Origin of the sequence: Paenibacillus sp. FSL H7-0942, assembly GCF_045040715.1 — a bacterium.
In the GTDB taxonomy this organism is placed as follows: domain Bacteria; phylum Bacillota; class Bacilli; order Paenibacillales; family Paenibacillaceae; genus Paenibacillus; species Paenibacillus amylolyticus.
In genome coordinates this window covers 1,720,724-1,736,098 of record NZ_CP150279.1, presented here as the reverse complement: position 1 = coordinate 1,736,098, position 15,375 = coordinate 1,720,724, and the positions used below count along the sequence as shown (strand labels likewise).

17 protein-coding genes and 1 pseudogene are annotated in these 15,375 nt (G+C 46.3%); 11 read left to right on the top strand and 7 right to left on the bottom strand.

Annotated features, from left to right (window positions below; genetic code table 11):
- The first annotated feature begins 11 nt into the window (after nt 1-11).
- The 11 genes and pseudogenes from speD (at nt 12) to MHI48_RS07695 (ending at nt 8,505) form a co-directional block, all read left to right on the top strand.
- The gene (gene speD, locus MHI48_RS07745) at nt 12-827 is read left to right on the top strand and encodes an adenosylmethionine decarboxylase (protein ID WP_036610662.1); all 816 of its coding nucleotides are present in this window, start codon (nt 12-14) and stop codon (nt 825-827) included.
- 183 nt (nt 828-1,010) lie between these two features.
- Nucleotides 1,011-1,421, top strand: coding sequence for a flagellar basal body rod protein FlgB (gene flgB / locus MHI48_RS07740; RefSeq protein ID WP_036610664.1), 411 nt, complete (start codon nt 1,011-1,013; stop codon nt 1,419-1,421).
- 148 nt (nt 1,422-1,569) lie between these two features.
- Nucleotides 1,570-2,058 (top strand): annotated as a pseudogene (locus MHI48_RS07735) (GNAT family N-acetyltransferase); the annotation flags it as partial.
- A gap of 210 nt (nt 2,059-2,268) precedes the next feature.
- A complete protein-coding gene (locus tag MHI48_RS07730) occupies nt 2,269-2,673 on the top strand; it encodes an NUDIX domain-containing protein (protein WP_245838015.1) in 405 nt (134 codons plus the stop codon).
- Nucleotides 2,674-2,707: 34 nt separating this feature from the next.
- The gene (locus tag MHI48_RS07725; RefSeq protein WP_076327226.1) at nt 2,708-3,235 is read left to right on the top strand and encodes an ankyrin repeat domain-containing protein; all 528 of its coding nucleotides are present in this window, start codon (nt 2,708-2,710) and stop codon (nt 3,233-3,235) included.
- A gap of 438 nt (nt 3,236-3,673) precedes the next feature.
- Entirely contained in the window at nt 3,674-4,189 is a 516-nt protein-coding gene (locus MHI48_RS07720) for a sigma-70 family RNA polymerase sigma factor (protein ID WP_076327227.1), read from the top strand.
- Nucleotides 4,186-5,520, top strand: a complete 1,335-nt coding sequence (locus tag MHI48_RS07715; RefSeq protein ID WP_076327228.1) for a DUF4179 domain-containing protein — start codon at nt 4,186-4,188, stop codon at nt 5,518-5,520. The genes MHI48_RS07720 and MHI48_RS07715 overlap by 4 nt, the downstream gene beginning before the upstream one ends.
- A gap of 97 nt (nt 5,521-5,617) precedes the next feature.
- Nucleotides 5,618-6,661: a S66 peptidase family protein gene (locus tag MHI48_RS07710; protein ID WP_076327229.1), complete on the top strand. Its 1,044-nt coding sequence runs from the start codon at nt 5,618-5,620 to the stop codon at nt 6,659-6,661.
- A 64-nt stretch (nt 6,662-6,725) separates the two neighbouring features.
- The gene (locus tag MHI48_RS07705) at nt 6,726-7,031 is read left to right on the top strand and encodes a hypothetical protein (RefSeq protein WP_076327230.1); all 306 of its coding nucleotides are present in this window, start codon (nt 6,726-6,728) and stop codon (nt 7,029-7,031) included.
- Between the two features lie 235 nt (nt 7,032-7,266).
- The gene (locus MHI48_RS07700; protein ID WP_076327410.1) at nt 7,267-8,028 is read left to right on the top strand and encodes a threonine/serine exporter family protein; all 762 of its coding nucleotides are present in this window, start codon (nt 7,267-7,269) and stop codon (nt 8,026-8,028) included.
- Nucleotides 8,029-8,046: 18 nt separating this feature from the next.
- Nucleotides 8,047-8,505: a threonine/serine exporter family protein gene (locus tag MHI48_RS07695; protein WP_036610676.1), complete on the top strand. Its 459-nt coding sequence runs from the start codon at nt 8,047-8,049 to the stop codon at nt 8,503-8,505.
- Nucleotides 8,506-8,607: 102 nt separating this feature from the next.
- Here MHI48_RS07695 and MHI48_RS07690 read toward each other — a convergent pair whose 3' ends face one another.
- The 7 genes from MHI48_RS07690 to MHI48_RS07660 all read right to left on the bottom strand — a co-directional run bounded on the left by MHI48_RS07690 (nt 8,608) and on the right by MHI48_RS07660 (nt 15,339).
- Complete coding sequence (locus MHI48_RS07690; protein WP_076327231.1) at nt 8,608-9,153, bottom strand: DUF2569 domain-containing protein; 546 nt, start codon at nt 9,151-9,153, stop codon at nt 8,608-8,610.
- A 110-nt stretch (nt 9,154-9,263) separates the two neighbouring features.
- Nucleotides 9,264-11,132 carry a transglycosylase domain-containing protein gene (locus MHI48_RS07685; RefSeq protein ID WP_076327232.1) on the bottom strand — a complete coding sequence of 623 codons (1,869 nt, stop codon included), beginning with the start codon at nt 11,130-11,132 and terminating at the stop codon, nt 9,264-9,266.
- Entirely contained in the window at nt 11,126-11,797 is a 672-nt protein-coding gene (locus MHI48_RS07680) for a hypothetical protein (protein WP_076319145.1), read from the bottom strand. The genes MHI48_RS07685 and MHI48_RS07680 overlap by 7 nt, the downstream gene beginning before the upstream one ends.
- 99 nt (nt 11,798-11,896) lie before the next feature.
- Nucleotides 11,897-13,030: a cell wall metabolism sensor histidine kinase WalK gene (locus tag MHI48_RS07675; RefSeq protein ID WP_076327233.1), complete on the bottom strand. Its 1,134-nt coding sequence runs from the start codon at nt 13,028-13,030 to the stop codon at nt 11,897-11,899.
- Nucleotides 13,031-13,085: 55 nt separating this feature from the next.
- Entirely contained in the window at nt 13,086-13,790 is a 705-nt protein-coding gene (locus tag MHI48_RS07670) for a response regulator transcription factor (RefSeq protein ID WP_026081203.1), read from the bottom strand.
- A 29-nt stretch (nt 13,791-13,819) separates the two neighbouring features.
- A complete protein-coding gene (locus MHI48_RS07665) occupies nt 13,820-14,773 on the bottom strand; it encodes an aminoglycoside phosphotransferase family protein (protein ID WP_143781382.1) in 954 nt (317 codons plus the stop codon).
- 107 nt (nt 14,774-14,880) lie between these two features.
- Nucleotides 14,881-15,339 (bottom strand): DinB family protein, encoded by a 459-nt coding sequence (locus MHI48_RS07660; protein ID WP_051449640.1) that lies wholly within the window; start codon nt 15,337-15,339, stop codon nt 14,881-14,883.
- Nucleotides 15,340-15,375 lie beyond the last annotated feature (36 nt).

Genomic DNA, 15,375 nt, shown 5'->3' with positions numbered 1-15,375 from the left:
GAACTGCAACCATGACAATTACGCCAGAGCAGCGCATTCAACTGCATGGATTTAACAACCTGACCAAGTCGCTCAGCTTTAATATGTACGATATCTGTTATACCAAAACCAAAGACGAACGCGAAGCTTACATTGAATATATTGATGAACAGTATAACGCCGCCCGGCTGAGCAAAATTCTGAACAACGTCTCTGATATCATCGGGGCTCATGTTCTTAATGTTGCCCAGCAGGATTACGTGCCTCAAGGTGCGAGTGTTACGATGCTTGTCTCGGAGGGTCCGATTGTGGAGATCCCCGAAGAATCACTCGATGAATCTCCCGGCCCTCTGCCCGATAACGTTGTCATGCAGCTGGATAAAAGCCATATCACTGTGCACACCTACCCTGAATTTCATCCTAGTGAAGGTATCAGTACTTTCCGTGCGGACATTGATGTCTCCACCTGTGGTGAGATTTCACCGCTTAAGGCACTGAATTATCTGATCCACTCCTTTGATACGGACATTATGACGATGGATTACCGGGTGCGTGGTTTTACGCGGGATACGAGCGGGCGCAAGCTGTTCATTGACCATGAGATCGGCTCGATTCAGAATTATATTCCGGATGAGATCAAGAGCAGCTTTGACATGATTGACGTGAACGTCTATCAGGAGAACATTTTTCATACCAAATGTAAACTGAGGGAATTCGATCTCGACAATTATCTGTTTGGGTACACCAAGGATAAGCTCAGCAAGAAGGAACAACAGGAGATTACAGAATGGCTGAAGCTGGAGATGGACGAGATCTATTACGGCAAAAATATTAATCGTCCCTCTTAAAGAGGTTGTTCAACGCTGATCCATGAGGGCAAAATCTAAGACAAGATTTCATGAAGGCAGGGTTCTTCTTATCGAGGAACCTCCGGCATGTGCTTGTCTTTTTCTTTGTTATGTTGACAGTGTGCAACTTAATTTCTTATTATAGAAGTAACTGTACAATCTACAGTGAAGGAGACTGAGCCCGTGATCGAAACGAATACGACAAGACGTAACGAATCACTGTTACAAGCGCTTACTGCACAGCACAATGCCATTACCAACAACATAGCCAATGCAGACACGCCCAACTACAAAAAGAAAACGGTAGAGTTTCAGGAAGAGTTGAGACGTATCGTTGAAAATGGCAAAACAGATCAGCTCGCCATGAAGCGGACTCATGACAAACACTTTCCTATCAGTGATCCCAATTCTTCGATCGTACAGTACCGAATTGTCGAGAACAACGAAACAGCCATGAACAATAACAACAATAACGTTGACATTGACAAGGAAATGGCGAATCTTTCGGAGAATCAGCTCATGTATAACTACATGGTTGATCGGGTCAGTGGACATTACAAAAAAATGAAGAATTTATTGAATGATCTGAAATAATGAATGTACAAGCAGCCCGAAACGGCTGCTTTTTTTTGTTATTTTTCCCTGAGTGTAGCTCGTTTGGTGCCATTTTTCGGTATCCTCTCCTGTTCGTAGTATAATGGGGAGAAACGATTGATTTCATATCGAATAAAAGAGGTGCAACATGTCTCCACGTCATTTAAATGGTTTTCAAGGTTCCAAAGTCAGATTAGCGGCCCCATGCCCGGAAGATTGCATGCGTCTCTCCCGCTTCACAGACGATTATGAATATTTGCGCAACATGGATACTGATATCGCGATCCCTTTAACGCCGGATGAAACGGGTTCTTCGTCTGTCCGCCGCGACAACGGATTTGAATTTGCATTGCGTACACTGGAGGGTAACCGATTCATTGGATTCACAGCCCTATACCGAATTGAATGGAACAATCGCTCCGCTCGTCTGGCCATTGGCATCGGCGAAGAAAATGATCGAGGTAAAGGTTACGGAAGCGACGCTCTGGCTCTGATTCTTCGATATGGCTTCCACGAATTGAACCTGAACCGGATTGCGCTGGAAGTCATTGAATACAATGAAGCCGCGAGACGTGCGTACCTAAAAGCCGGATTCCGGGAAGAGGGTCGCCAGCGTTCAGCAGTTTTGCGGGATGGCATGCATTATGACCTGATCTCAATGAGTATTCTTGCTGAAGAATGGTCCGCACAGGCTGGGCTTCCCTTGTCATTCCAGTCTACTCGTACTCCTGAATCTGGGGATATGGTAGCGGGTGGTTTTTCACAACCTAATGGGAACGAACAAGCTACGCTGTCTCTGTCGGAATTAAGTTCTGTTCCGGAAGGTGAATCTGAAATTTCACCTCGCATCGGCGTAGGTGCGATCATCCTGAATGAACGGGGTGAAGTGCTTCTCGCCTGGCGGAATCGTCAGCCCGAGCAGCACACCTGGAGTATTCCCGGCGGGAAAGTCGATCCCTACGAATCACTCGAAACTGCCGTCATCCGTGAAATCAAGGAGGAAGTGAATCTGGATATCGCCATCGACAGTCTGCTCTGCACGGCGGAGACGATCCAGCCACAACAGAAGGAACATTGGATATCCGTGCTCTATTCCACCAAAGTGATTGGCGGTCATGCTCGTAATCTGGAAGAAGGCGGAGCAATCGGTGAGATCGGTTGGTTCCCATTGAATGATCTGCCCTCTCCACTCGCTTGCTTTGCGGTACCTGGGCTGGAAGCTGTGAAGAAGCTGTATAATGAATCCCTGTAAATTCTAATATCTCATCAGATGGAGGTATTCCTTTATGAATCATGCAGAACAGATTAATCAATTATTTCAGGCTGCACAGGCGGGAGATGTGGACAACCTGCAATTATTGCTCAATTCTCACCCGGAACTCACCAATACTGAAAATCAGGATGGGTTAACTTCGCTGGGATATGCCTCTCATTATGGACAAGCAGAAGTAGTTCGTCTTCTTCTGGAGCATGGAGCAGATGTTAACACCCTTTCTCATTCCAAGATTTCCTTTATCCCGTCCAATACTGCACTGCATGCCACACTTGCCGGAGAACGCTCACCAGAAGTTATCCAACTTTTACTCGAACATGGGGCATCCACGAATATTCTGGACAGCGATGGACAATATGCGTTGCACTCCGCTGCATTTCATACGGATCAGATCGAACTTATCGAGATGTTACTTCAGCATGGAGCTGATCCAAACGCGCTGAACTCAGCAGGCCAGACCCCACTGGAGATTTCACTTGAACGTGGTAACACGTCTACAGCTTCATGTCTGCGAGCAGCAGTTACAGCGCATCAGCAATAATGATTAGATAACGTGAGTAATACGCGAATAACCGTCAGGACTCTTTTTGGAGTACAAAGAGAAGGTCTGACGGTTATTTGTTGTCCGATTACATACCTCTATCGGTGAGAGGCTATATAAGTTGAGCTAAGAATATTTACACTTGCCACTCCGATGACAGAACAACCTTCCGATCGCTGTTATCCCCAGATTTTTTAATTCACTTTTACAAAGGTGAAAATCTGGCGATAAAGGCGAAGTGTATGCTTCCGAAGGAGCTTTCTTTCAGAAAGCTTTTAGCTCCGCTTCTTCACGTTATTTCTGTCCTCTACGTTCTCATGTAAATACTTCGTTCAACTTCTATAGAAATCCCGATACATTATATTTTTTTAGAAAATAAGAACCGTTTGGAGCCTTACGCGGTCTAATACTCAACATATCCAGGAAAGGAGGAGCCATGTGACCCCTACTCAGCTCACCATCGCCGCACAAAAAGGGGATGCCGAGGCTTTTGCAGCCTTAATGGAATTACATCAGAGCCAACTGTACCGTATCGCCTATGCCTACCTGCATAACGAAGGTGATGCGCTCGAAGCGATTCAGGAATCAACGTTCAGGGCGTTCCGTAAACTCAAAAAATTAAAAGAACCATCCTACTTCGGCACTTGGCTCATCCGCATTCTGCTCAACTACTGTGCGGACGAACGCAAACGCAAAAGTCGATTCAGTCCCGTCACCGAGATTCATGAATCCAGCAGCTGGGATCGTCCTGCGGACCCCGATCTTGCTGCTGCCGTATCCACTCTTGACCGGGATTGCAAACAGATTATTATTCTGAGTTATTTCGAAGGTTTCTCCTTAACTGAAGTTGCCGATATTCTCGAAATCCCGACCGGAACCGTAAAATCTCGATTACATCGGGCGCTCGGACAGCTCCGTGATCAACTTGAAACGAAGGGAGATGTATCCTCATGACGAATGAACAAAATTCATTCGACACATTGGAAGAACGTCTGAATGCTCGAAAGACGGAGTACGAAAACATGCCTGTACCGGATGCTGCCTATCAGGCTGTGCAGTCCGGAATCCGCCAGGCTGCCCGTAAGCGAAAGTCCCGGCTGCGCTGGTATATGAGCTCCATCTCGGCAGCTGCCCTCATCCTGTTGTTTACCGGTTGTATCCGCGTCTCTCCCGCCTTTGCGTCCTTTGTGGAGCAATTGCCCGGAATGGAGGGCATTGTGAGTATGATTCGCCAGGACAAAGGATTAATGATGGCGATCGATCAGTCTCTCTTGCAGAAGATCGGTGTCACCGACGAGCATGATGGTACTTCCTTGACCGTTGATGGCATTATCACAGACGAGTCACGTATGGTTATTTTTTACACGATGAAAGGCATGAAAGATCCCGAGAAATTCAACTATGATATTGATCTGCTCGATGAGAACGGTAAAGATCTTCCAGTTGCGTTTACTCACGCTTATCCAACACCTTCACCAGACGAGAATGTGAATGAGAATATGATAGACGTGATCTTCACGGATGGAACCTCTCCTCCTGAAGAGCTGAGCGTCGTGTTTAAGGCCAGAGATACAACGCGTGCAGAAAAGTGGAAAATAACGTTCCCGGTAGACAAGAATCTTACCAAAGGTATGAAAAAGGTCATTCCTGTGAATCAGACGTTAACAGTGGATGGACAGCGTATTGATGTGAAACAGGCTACTATGTATCCAACACGTCTTGTGCTTGATGTGAATTTTGATCCCAAAAATACCAAGAAGGTATTTGGCCTCAGCGATCTTCAACTGGTTGATGAGCAAGGCCTCGCGTGGAGAACAGATACCTCAACCGGTGAGGATGAACGTTCCATATACTTCGAAAGCATGTACTTCTCCATACCGAAAAAGCTGACGTTACAGGGATCTGGCTTCTCCGGATTGGATAAAGATGAGTTGGATCTTACCCTTGATCTGAAGTCACACCGGATTACAGGTGGACCTCCTGGATTGAAGATGGTAGGCAGCAAGGTCGAAGGCAAAGATCTAATTATTGACTTCTCCGTTGCTGGCAGGATGGACGGTGGGTTCGTTCTAACTTTCAGGAAAGTTACAGACAGTACAGGGAAGTCATATGAAGTCCCTGGCTCCAGTTGGAGTAGTGGAGAGGGAACGGATGACAGTCATACGATTGTTTCTTCTACTATCAAAAATGGAGCCAAATTAAAAGGGGAAGTGAAAATGAACATCTCCACCTATCCGATGAAAGTAAAGTCTCCCTTCTCATTGGACATCCCTGTTAATCCTTAATTTTCTACCAGTAGGCTGTGATTATCGCAAATATTCTATATAATGGAAACATTCATTATTACGAGCAATGATGTTCATAGGGAAGGTGTGTTTAGATATGAATCAACGTTCCATCCGTTATCCGCAGCCACTCGCTCCGGGAAATACCATCGGTGTGGCAGCCCCCTCCAGCGGTGTAGGCGAATCCCTATACCATTATCTTGAGGAGAGCAAACGCAATATGGAGCGCCTTGGTTTTGACGTGCTGGAAAGCCCATCGCTCCGCCACAACATCAAATGTGTGAGTGCCTCCAAAGAGGAACGCGCTGCAGAGATGAATGAATTTTTCCACAATCCAAATATTCAAGCTATTATCCCTCCATGGGGCGGGGAATTTCTGATGGATATCCTCCCCCTGCTGGATTGGGAAGCTTTGAAAACATTACCGCCCAAATGGGTCATGGGATATTCGGATATCAGTACGTTCCTGTTCGCATATACCCTGATCACTGGAACAGCATCCGCACATGGCACCAATTATGTTGATCTAAGATCAAACGCCCTCGATCCCGTGACTGCGCGCTGGATTGATGTGTTACAGACCAAATACGGCGGACAGATCACACAATCGTCTTCTACACATTATCAATCGGCATGGAAACCGGAATCTCCTGGATTTAACCTGGATACACCTTCGCAATGGAAACAGCTCGGCCACTCGGAAGATGCAGATACCGCTGTGTCGTTCTCCGGTCGGCTGATCGGTGGCTGTATGGATACGATCTCCAGTCTGATTGGTACGCCGTCTGCACCCGTCCAATCGTATTTGGATCAGTACTGTGCAGACGAAGGAACCATCTGGTATCTGGAGAGCTGTGAGATGAATGCGGGGGATATCTACCGTCATCTGTGGCAGATGAAACAGGCTGGCTGGTTTGCAGGTGTGAAAGGTTTCATGTTTGGCCGACCTGCGGGTTATTCCGATACAGCGGATTTTAATTTCACCGATGCCCTATCCTCTGCACTTGGGGATCTGGATGTCCCTGTACTGTACGATGTGGATCTCGGCCATGTTCCACCCCAGCTCACCTTTGTGAATGGAGCATTAGGCAAAGTCGCTTATGAAAATGGACGTGGGAGCCTTGAGATGGCGTTTGTGTAATCACCTTTTATAGGCAGATGCATACCTTGAAGTAAGAACTTATTTTGAGGAAGGGTTGTGCATCATGTCTGAATCTACATCCACGCCATCCACGCGTGTCGTGTATCAAGCCAATCAACCGATGCTTCAATCCGTGCAAAATGTGCGGAATATGCTTCATCATACAGCCCGGCAGCATGTAGGCAAGAAGGTACAAGTCCAGAATATCGATGGGCAAGTGTGGGAAGGTGTCATCATCAGTGCAGACCGGGGAATTTTGTATCTCCAGGTTACCCCGATGCATGGATATCCTGAACCGCGCGCTTTGTTTGGACCAACCATTTTGCCGCTTGTGCTGTATGAATTGTTGGTTATCACACTGTTGATGTAGTGGTATTGTACTTCTATATCCGAACCTGTCCCACGAAGCTTCGCTCCTGAGATCATCAAGTCTTGGGAACGAGGCTTTTTTATCGTCTTGGCGATGGTGCGGTATGATTCCTTGCGAGCGTGTGAAATATGATACAATGGTGTCGCACCACCCCATATCTCATATGAAACGGAGCTTGATCCGGTTGGAATACATACGTCATGATTCATCACCCGTATCACAAGCCGAGACGGGTATGATTGGCAGCAATCCTACTGAACAATCACGCGTGATTGCAATCTGTCTGCTCGCAGGCAAAATCATGCTACAAAGCGGTGGTGAAACCTACCGTGTGGAAGATACGATGAAACGTATGGCAGCTGCGCTGGGCTTACCCCATTCGCACAGTTACGTTGTTCCGACAGGCATCTTCTTCTCTGTTGATGCAACCGAACCTGCCAAGCTCATTCGTATCTCCGAGCGTACGACGGATCTGGACAAGGTGTCCGAGGTGAATGCGGTCTCCCGTCGCATCGGACAAGGTGAGCTATCCGCTCAGGAAGCCCATGATCTGTTGATACAGATCGAAGGAAAGCCCTCCTCCTATTCAACGGCTGTGCAGCTTACGGCCGCAGCGTTATCCAGTGGTTGTTTTACCATTATGTTTGGCGGGGGCTGGAGGGACTTTCTTCCGGCGTTAATCTGCGGGGGCATAGGTTATGCAGCCGTTATTGCCTTTCACAGGTTGGTGCGGGTCAAATTCTTTGCCGAGCTTACGGCATCCTTTGTCATTGGCTTACTCGCTTTTCTCCTGATCTATATGGGAGTAGGTCATGAACGGGACAAAATCATCATTGGTTCGGTTATGCCGCTGGTTCCGGGGCTGCTGATTACCAATGCTGTACGCGACCTGATGGCCGGACATCTCGTCTCCGGATTATCCAAGGGAGCCGAGGCATTTCTGACTGCTTTTGCCATAGGTACCGGCATTGCAGTTGTATTTTCACTTTTTATGTAAGACGGAGGAATGCAGGATATGCTCCATTTTATTGAACAAGCCTTGACCAGTTTTGTCGCTTCAGCCGCGTTTGGGATCATCTTCAACGCACCACGGCGCATGCTGCTCCACGGTGGATTTGTCGGCATGATCGGCTGGATTATCTATATCGTGCTTGAATATGCAGCGGATGCGGTTCCTGCTACACTTGCAGCAACCATAGCCGTAGGTGTCATCAGCCAGGTATTCTCTCGCATGTTTCGCGCACCCGTTATCATCTTTAGCGTCGCAGGCATCATCCCTCTGGTTCCTGGTGGACTGGCGTATAATGCGATGCGAAGTTTTGTGCAAAATGACTACAGTGCCGCTATGGAGATGGCCGCCAAGGCACTCATGTTATCCGGCGCTATTGCCGTAGGCCTTGTGTTATCCGAGGTATTAAATCAGATGATACGCCGAATTCCCGCCTCACTTCGGGCAAAATCATCATCGAAATAATCGTTCTTTTCACATATTCAGCACACGTAAGGCCCGTTAGCATACAGGATAAAATCTTGTATACCTGCGGGCCTTACGTATCACTTTTCCAATCCATCCTTTTTACTTCACAAACGTATTTTTCACACGTACCGACTTTAGAAAATACGGGATAAAGATACAACATGTCAGAATGGATCGTATCGTCAAATTAAATGCTGATGTTGGATCGAGCACATGTTGCTCTCTCGGAATCTCAATTCGTGCGATCAAGATCCATGTCACGATTCCAATCAATACATTTGCAATGTACAGAATAATCATCATGCGCGGAAATTGCCTTTTTTTCTTATACAGCAGTACGAGATTCACGATAACAATTATTAGTAAAATGACGCTGCTTATGACCCCGAACCAAAGGAGCGGGCGTATCCCTTCAGTATAAAGTTCCGGATCAACACCACGGACACCCTCCCATCTCACCGGATCCATAATGACATTTACCTGCGACATATCCGCAAAAAGAAGCACCAGTGTGACCCACAGGCCAATCTGAATTAATATAAGCCATCCGCCTAATCCGGAGATGCCAGGCCGTTCCGGTCTAATACCACTTTTAGGCTGCAGCGAGCTTGTATCCAGTTCCGAGTTCCTATATTTATAGTTCATTTCAGCCTCCGTTTACGATAGATAAGACACATATTATACATTAGAAGCTATTTTCTGTGTTACCCAAGAGAAGGAAAGAACCATCTGGACTAAGGTCTCTCTCTTGCATTCTATTGGGTAGCACGTCTCATCACTGTTGCGAACAACTCCGCTGCAACACCACTTCCTGACTTCATATAATGTTTTGCATCCGTATGATCAAATCCCATCCAGACCGCCACAGTCCAGTTGCTCGTATAGCCCACAAACCATAGATCCCGATTGACCTCTCTTCCCACACCAGGTAATGCAGCCTGTGTTGTTCCCGTTTTCCCTGCTACCTTGTGCTGACCGAGTTGTGCCCGGCTTCCTGTTCCCTGACTGACTACATTTTGCAGCATTCTGGTCATGGCATTCGCCGTACTGGAGGAGATTACCTGCTTATTTTCCGACTTATGAGCAAATATAGTCCGTCCTTGTGAATCTGTAATCTCGCGTATCAGATGGGCTGTATTCAATTTGCCATGATTCGCAAACACCGTATAGGCCTGCGCCATCTTCATTGGCGACACTCCCTGATGCACACCGCCCAGAGCAATCGACAGATTCATATCCTCTTTCCCCAGCTCAATACCGAGTCGTGCCGCAAATTGATGTGCATCGTTCAGACCTGTCTCATGAAGCAGCCATACGGCTGGTGCATTGATGGACTTTTGCAAGGCTTGGGACATGGCTATTGATCCACTGTAACGCCCACCGAGATTGGAAGGTTGATAGCTGCCATATTGCATGCGTTTATCCGGTAGTATGCTCTCTGGCTTGAACTTCCCCGACTCCAACGCAGGGCCATATGCAATAATCGGTTTAAAAGATGAACCTGGCTGCCTTGCATCCATAATCGCCCGGTTGATGCCCCCTTTTAAAGGATTACGTCCACCCATCATCGCTTTCACTTCACCGTTGTGCTGGTCGATAATAACCATACTTGCCTGGACCTGCTCGTCTTGGCGATCATCGGGGAATCGGGTAGCGTCTGCAAATGTTTCTTCCATCGCCAGTTGTGCCTGTTCGTCTAGCCCAGTTTGAATAACCCAACCTGCCGATTGAATCTCTGCTTCACTTTTACCTGTGAGCCGAGAAGCCTCCTGAATCACAGCATCCACGGCAGACACATATGCGGGCTCGCTCAAGCCCGGTGAAGTTGTTGCATTCAATACGGTTTCAGGCGGCGTGAAATCGACATCACGGGCTTGGAGCATCTGCTTTCGTGTAATTAGTCCCTGTTCATGCATTAGTCCAAGGATAACGGCACGTCTTTGTTTGGAAAGCTCAGGATGATCTACTGGATTGTATATGGATGGACCTTTGGGCATTCCAGCTAATGTAGCAATCTGCCATAGTTTCAATTGGTGCATATCCTTAATTCCGAAATACCGCCAGGCTGCCGCTTTTACACCATACTGCTGGCGTCCCATGTAGATCTGATTCAGATACATTTCCAGAATTTCATCCTTGCTATACTTCTTCTCCAGGGCCATCGCAATCGATATCTCATTCACCTTTCGACTCAACGTTTTATCCCCATTCAAATACAGATTTCTTGCCAGTTGCTGCGTAATGGAGCTTCCTCCCTGACTCAGATTCATATGTAAGATGTCTTGCATAATGGCTCTGCCAAGTCCGATGAAATCCAGTCCATCATGGTTGTAGAAACGTCGATCTTCTGTAGCCAAAAAAGCCATCTTTAATAAATCTGGCATAGCGTTCAGTTCAGCATATTCGGAATACCCTTTGGTCTGCGTATGCAACCTCGAAATTTCGGTCCCCTCTGCATTCGTAATAATGGTTGAAGAGGCCACCTGCATGGCCTCTGGACGATTGCGAAGCATTCCTTCGCCATAAGTAATTAGATAGAGATAGAAAAGGGTCAATATCAAAACTACAACCACTGCGGCATCAAAAACGTAATACATCCATCGCTTGCTCACGTGTTTCAACATTCAGGCTCCTTGTGTACCCGTTCAATTGAAACTTCGTGTTCCTGTCTATCTCGTTGTGTAATCTCCAGAGCATGATGAAGCAGCAATGTCTGTTCATACGCCAACTTGACCCAATGCTGAACTTCCATCTCGTCCTGACACCGCCCTTGGATAATCTCATCCAGAGAAGATTGAATACCGTAGAGAGTAAGTTTTATCGGTAGGTTAACCTGTATAGAAATAGTTTGAGTGTTCTCCTTGTCTTCTTCATTATGTTGCTGAAGGCCGGGTTGCTCATGCAGGAGAAACGTAATTACATTCAGATTGGCAACAATTTGTCGTAGTTCACCACCACTTAGAACATCAATTCTTCCAGGATTGTGGCCCAATGCAAGTTCGGCTGTTCCGCGTGCAAGTTGACTGAGATCTTCCGCAATCTTCTGGGATCGAATCCAGAAAAAGATCGCAAACATGGCTCCTCCAATGAAGATAAAGAGCGGCTTTGTTCCGATATGGTTGATTCCCCAGTTCATCATACGCGTTATCCATGCTGCATCTGGAAGGACGTGATTGTGGGCAAACCGTAGCACGTGATAAACGACAAAAAGGAGCGCTGCGCTCAGTAACGCGCTTGCTCCTCCAATGTATATGTATCTTAGTCTTACTGTACTAAATTGAGACTTCATATTCGGTATCCTCCTCTATACAATAATATGGTAATAGAGGTAGAATACCGAATATTTCTTAATGAGATAGTGGTTAACTTCTTACCAAATTCTTAATTATTATTCCTCTGAGTAATTACTTGGTGAAGCAGTGGTTACAGGGAAACGGGTAACAAAATCCGTTCTGCCATTTTCACTGTAAGCAACGATACTTCCTCGATGTAATTCAATCATCGATTTGGCAATCGCCAGGCCGAGACCGGTACCTCCCGTATCGCGGGAACGGGACTTATCTACCCGATAGAATCGATCAAATAGATGTGGCAGATCTTGTGCCGGAATCGGCTCACCATAATTACTGATGCGGACTACAGCCTCTTTACCTTCAAGGCCCAGCCCAATCTCCATTCGTTTACCTTGCGAACCATACCGAATGGCATTGCTGAACAGATTCTCATATGCTCTTACAAGCTCCCCGGGAGCAGCCTGTATCCATAGTGGATCTTGCCCGCCGATGATCTTGTAGGTCATGCCAGCATCCTCCAGCATGGGAGCAAACTCTTCAGCCAGCTGCATCAGAAACGAATTCAGGTTCAACGCTTGCAGAGATATCGGAAGACTTCCGCCACTCACACGCGTATATTCGAACAAGTCATCGATTAACTTGCGAAGGGTCAAGGATTTCTCATAGGCAATGCTAACGTAATAGCGCATCTCAATCTCATCCTGATAGCGATCCTTCTCGATGTACTCCAGAAATCCCAGAATAGAAGTGAGTGGTGTTCTCAGATCATGTGATATCCCCGTAATCAGATCGTTTTTGGCAGCTACCGCATTACGCTCTTCCTGAAGAGATAACTGCAATTGTTCAGCCATCTGATTAATGCTTGCAGCAACCACTCCGAATTCATCCGAGGTCTTCACTTCGATGCGATGGGATAACTCTCCTTTGGCAACCTCCTGAATTCCTGCCGTAATTTCATCCAGAACCCGCATCACCTTACGAGAAAACAGGAAAAAAAACAGCACAAAACCCAGCACGCCTACCACAATCATCAAAGGCACCGAACCGATATTATTCACCAACCACCTGATCCCTTGGGCTGGAATGGAATAATTCGGATACGTCTGAGCTTCCAGGATGGTCTGCCCCACCTTACTGCCCCCGTACAAAATAACTGCAGTTAATATGCCGCTCAGCAAAAATGCATAGATAAATTTCCATCGGACTGTATTAATCAACTTTGAATTCATAGTAGGAACTCCCTGAATGTGTTCATGTTACACGACATCCTGTGAATGTACATGTTTATTGCGGTTTGATCATCTTATAACCAACACCCCATACGGTCTGAATAAACTTGGGGTGTTTGCTGTCGAGTTCAATCTTCTCACGAATCTTGCGAATATGTACCATGACTGTATTATTCGACTCCATGAATTCTTCTTTCCATACTTGACGATAGATCTGTTCCATACTAAGTACTGAACCTTGGTGACGAGCCAGTAATTCAAGAACTGCAAATTCACGCGGAGTCAGACGAACCGGCTGCTCGTCCACCCAAACTTCATGTGTATCGGTATTAATGACCAGATCATCAATAACCCACTCGTGCTCTTTGTTCTCCCGACCTTCATTGAAGGTATGATACCTGCGCAGCTGGGATTTCGCCCGTGCGACAAGTTCAAGCGGGTTAAACGGCTTGGTCACATAATCATCGGCACCGATGCTTAGCCCTGTGATTTTATCCATATCCATACTTTTGGCGGACAGCATAATAATCGGCATTTTCTGCTCTTCCCGAATTTTCATACAAGCTTCGATTCCGTCCATATTTGGCATCATGACATCCAGAATAATGAGATCGATCGACTCTTTTTTCAATTGTTCCAGTGCTTCAAGCCCATCATTCGCGGTGAGAATCCGATAACCCTCGTTGCCAAAATAAATTTCCATCAGTTTAATAATCTCCTGCTCATCATCCACAAGCAGAATGGTTGCTGGCTGTGCCACGGCATTATTCCTTTCCCTTCCATAATTCCTTACCTGTTCAAAGTATACCACCGAGGGATGAAACTGCGAAAATCATCGTGATCTTCACGGACACGCTCGATCTTGGCCATCATCTCAAGCGTCTCTTCAGGCTTCACCTGCTGAATCCACACTACAGAAGACACCAGCGCCATAGCCGTATACAGTGAATACAATCTCCAGAATAACTCATCCGGTTCATTGCCATCGAAATAGCCTTGAATTTGACCTATGGAATATGGAATACTGATCTCTGAAGCAAACAAACCCAGCTTCAAAAATTCATGAATGGGATCACCTTGATCATAACGATTAAAATCAATCACTCCTACGAGTTTATCCTGCTTAACGACAAGATTGCTCGGGTGAAAGTCATCATGCTGAAATCCATCTGGACGATTTTTCATCCAACCGAGATGGTCTGCAATAAACGTTAGAATAACATGATCCTCTTTCATCACAATAGGGCACTGTTTATAGCGCTCCACGTAACGTTGATGCTTGGTGCTCTTGCGTATGTACCATGATTCGATCTGTTCCTCCATCGGCAACTGGTGAATCAGCTGTAGCTGCGCTCCTGCTTCCAAACCAACCGCCCACTGCTGCTGTTCATTCAGCTGAGGCAATCTCTCAGAAGCATCTTCGCCTTCAATGTAGCTAAGAATCATATATCCGTTCTTCTCATCCAATCTACCTGTGCCCAACGTTGCTGGACACAGTACACCTAATTGTTGCATGCTCTGCAAATATTGATATTCCCTTTGCTTCATCCATTCCTCAGCAATATCATACACCCTCACCAGCACATGGCCTTGACCAGGGACAAACATTTTGAATTTAGTATCTGCTGAATAACCCTTCATAACAGGTTCAATCCGCGTGGCCTGACCAAGTTCAGGAATCTGTTTTAACCTGTCAATCAACGTATTGTCCATCGATGCATTCCATGTATCGTGTTGTTCCACGTCCCGAATCCTCCGTTATTTCACGTATGGCGTGTAGTATCGTCGGTCTATTCCCACTTTAACCCATGATATTTCCTATAACATGCTTATATGTATTCTATCCGTTTCTATTTAAAAAGTACTGATTCGGGTTCTTTGCCCGTCAGGGTCAGCATCGTATACAATTGTCCTCTGTGATGATATACATGCCCCATAATCTCAAGTAACCACTCCAGCCGACTATAGGAAGCTCCCCAGTACGAATCCGTCACATGTAATAACTCTTCCGTGTTAAACTGCCTGTACCGTTGGTATAGATACATCTGGTTATCAATCAGAGCCTGCTTGATCTCACCGAGCGAATGCACCTGATTCTCTGCATAGAATTGAGCCATCTCTTCCTCCGATGCACCTTCGGAAATATAAACATCCGCTCGGCAGATCACAGACAGATGGGCTAGTAATTCTCCAACAGGTCGTTTACCTTCAATTGGAGTCAAAGCCAAGTCTTCTTCCGACAGCTGATCACATATATCGATTAAAGATGTTACAGCCACGTCAATATGTTTAAACGCAGATTGAATCAACAGTTACACTTCCTTTTTATCCCATTATACAGAACA

Bases quoted from the DNA above. Each gene is read 5' to 3' on its own strand.
- MHI48_RS07725 (WP_076327226.1), top strand. From the start codon at position 2,708: ATGAATCATGCAGAACAGATTAATCAATTATTTCAGGCTGCACAGGCG.
- MHI48_RS07695 (WP_036610676.1), top strand. From the start codon at position 8,047: ATGCTCCATTTTATTGAACAAGCCTTGACCAGTTTTGTCGCTTCAGCC.
- speD (WP_036610662.1), top strand. From the start codon at position 12: ATGACAATTACGCCAGAGCAGCGCATTCAACTGCATGGATTTAACAAC.
- MHI48_RS07675 (WP_076327233.1), bottom strand. From the start codon at position 13,030: ATGAATTCAAAGTTGATTAATACAGTCCGATGGAAATTTATCTATGCA.
- MHI48_RS07680 (WP_076319145.1), bottom strand. From the start codon at position 11,797: ATGAAGTCTCAATTTAGTACAGTAAGACTAAGATACATATACATTGGA.
- MHI48_RS07690 (WP_076327231.1), bottom strand. From the start codon at position 9,153: ATGAACTATAAATATAGGAACTCGGAACTGGATACAAGCTCGCTGCAG.
- MHI48_RS07710 (WP_076327229.1), top strand. From the start codon at position 5,618: ATGAATCAACGTTCCATCCGTTATCCGCAGCCACTCGCTCCGGGAAAT.
- MHI48_RS07715 (WP_076327228.1), top strand. From the start codon at position 4,186: ATGACGAATGAACAAAATTCATTCGACACATTGGAAGAACGTCTGAAT.
- MHI48_RS07700 (WP_076327410.1), top strand. From the start codon at position 7,267: ATGATTGGCAGCAATCCTACTGAACAATCACGCGTGATTGCAATCTGT.
- MHI48_RS07705 (WP_076327230.1), top strand. From the start codon at position 6,726: ATGTCTGAATCTACATCCACGCCATCCACGCGTGTCGTGTATCAAGCC.
- MHI48_RS07685 (WP_076327232.1), bottom strand. From the start codon at position 11,132: ATGTTGAAACACGTGAGCAAGCGATGGATGTATTACGTTTTTGATGCC.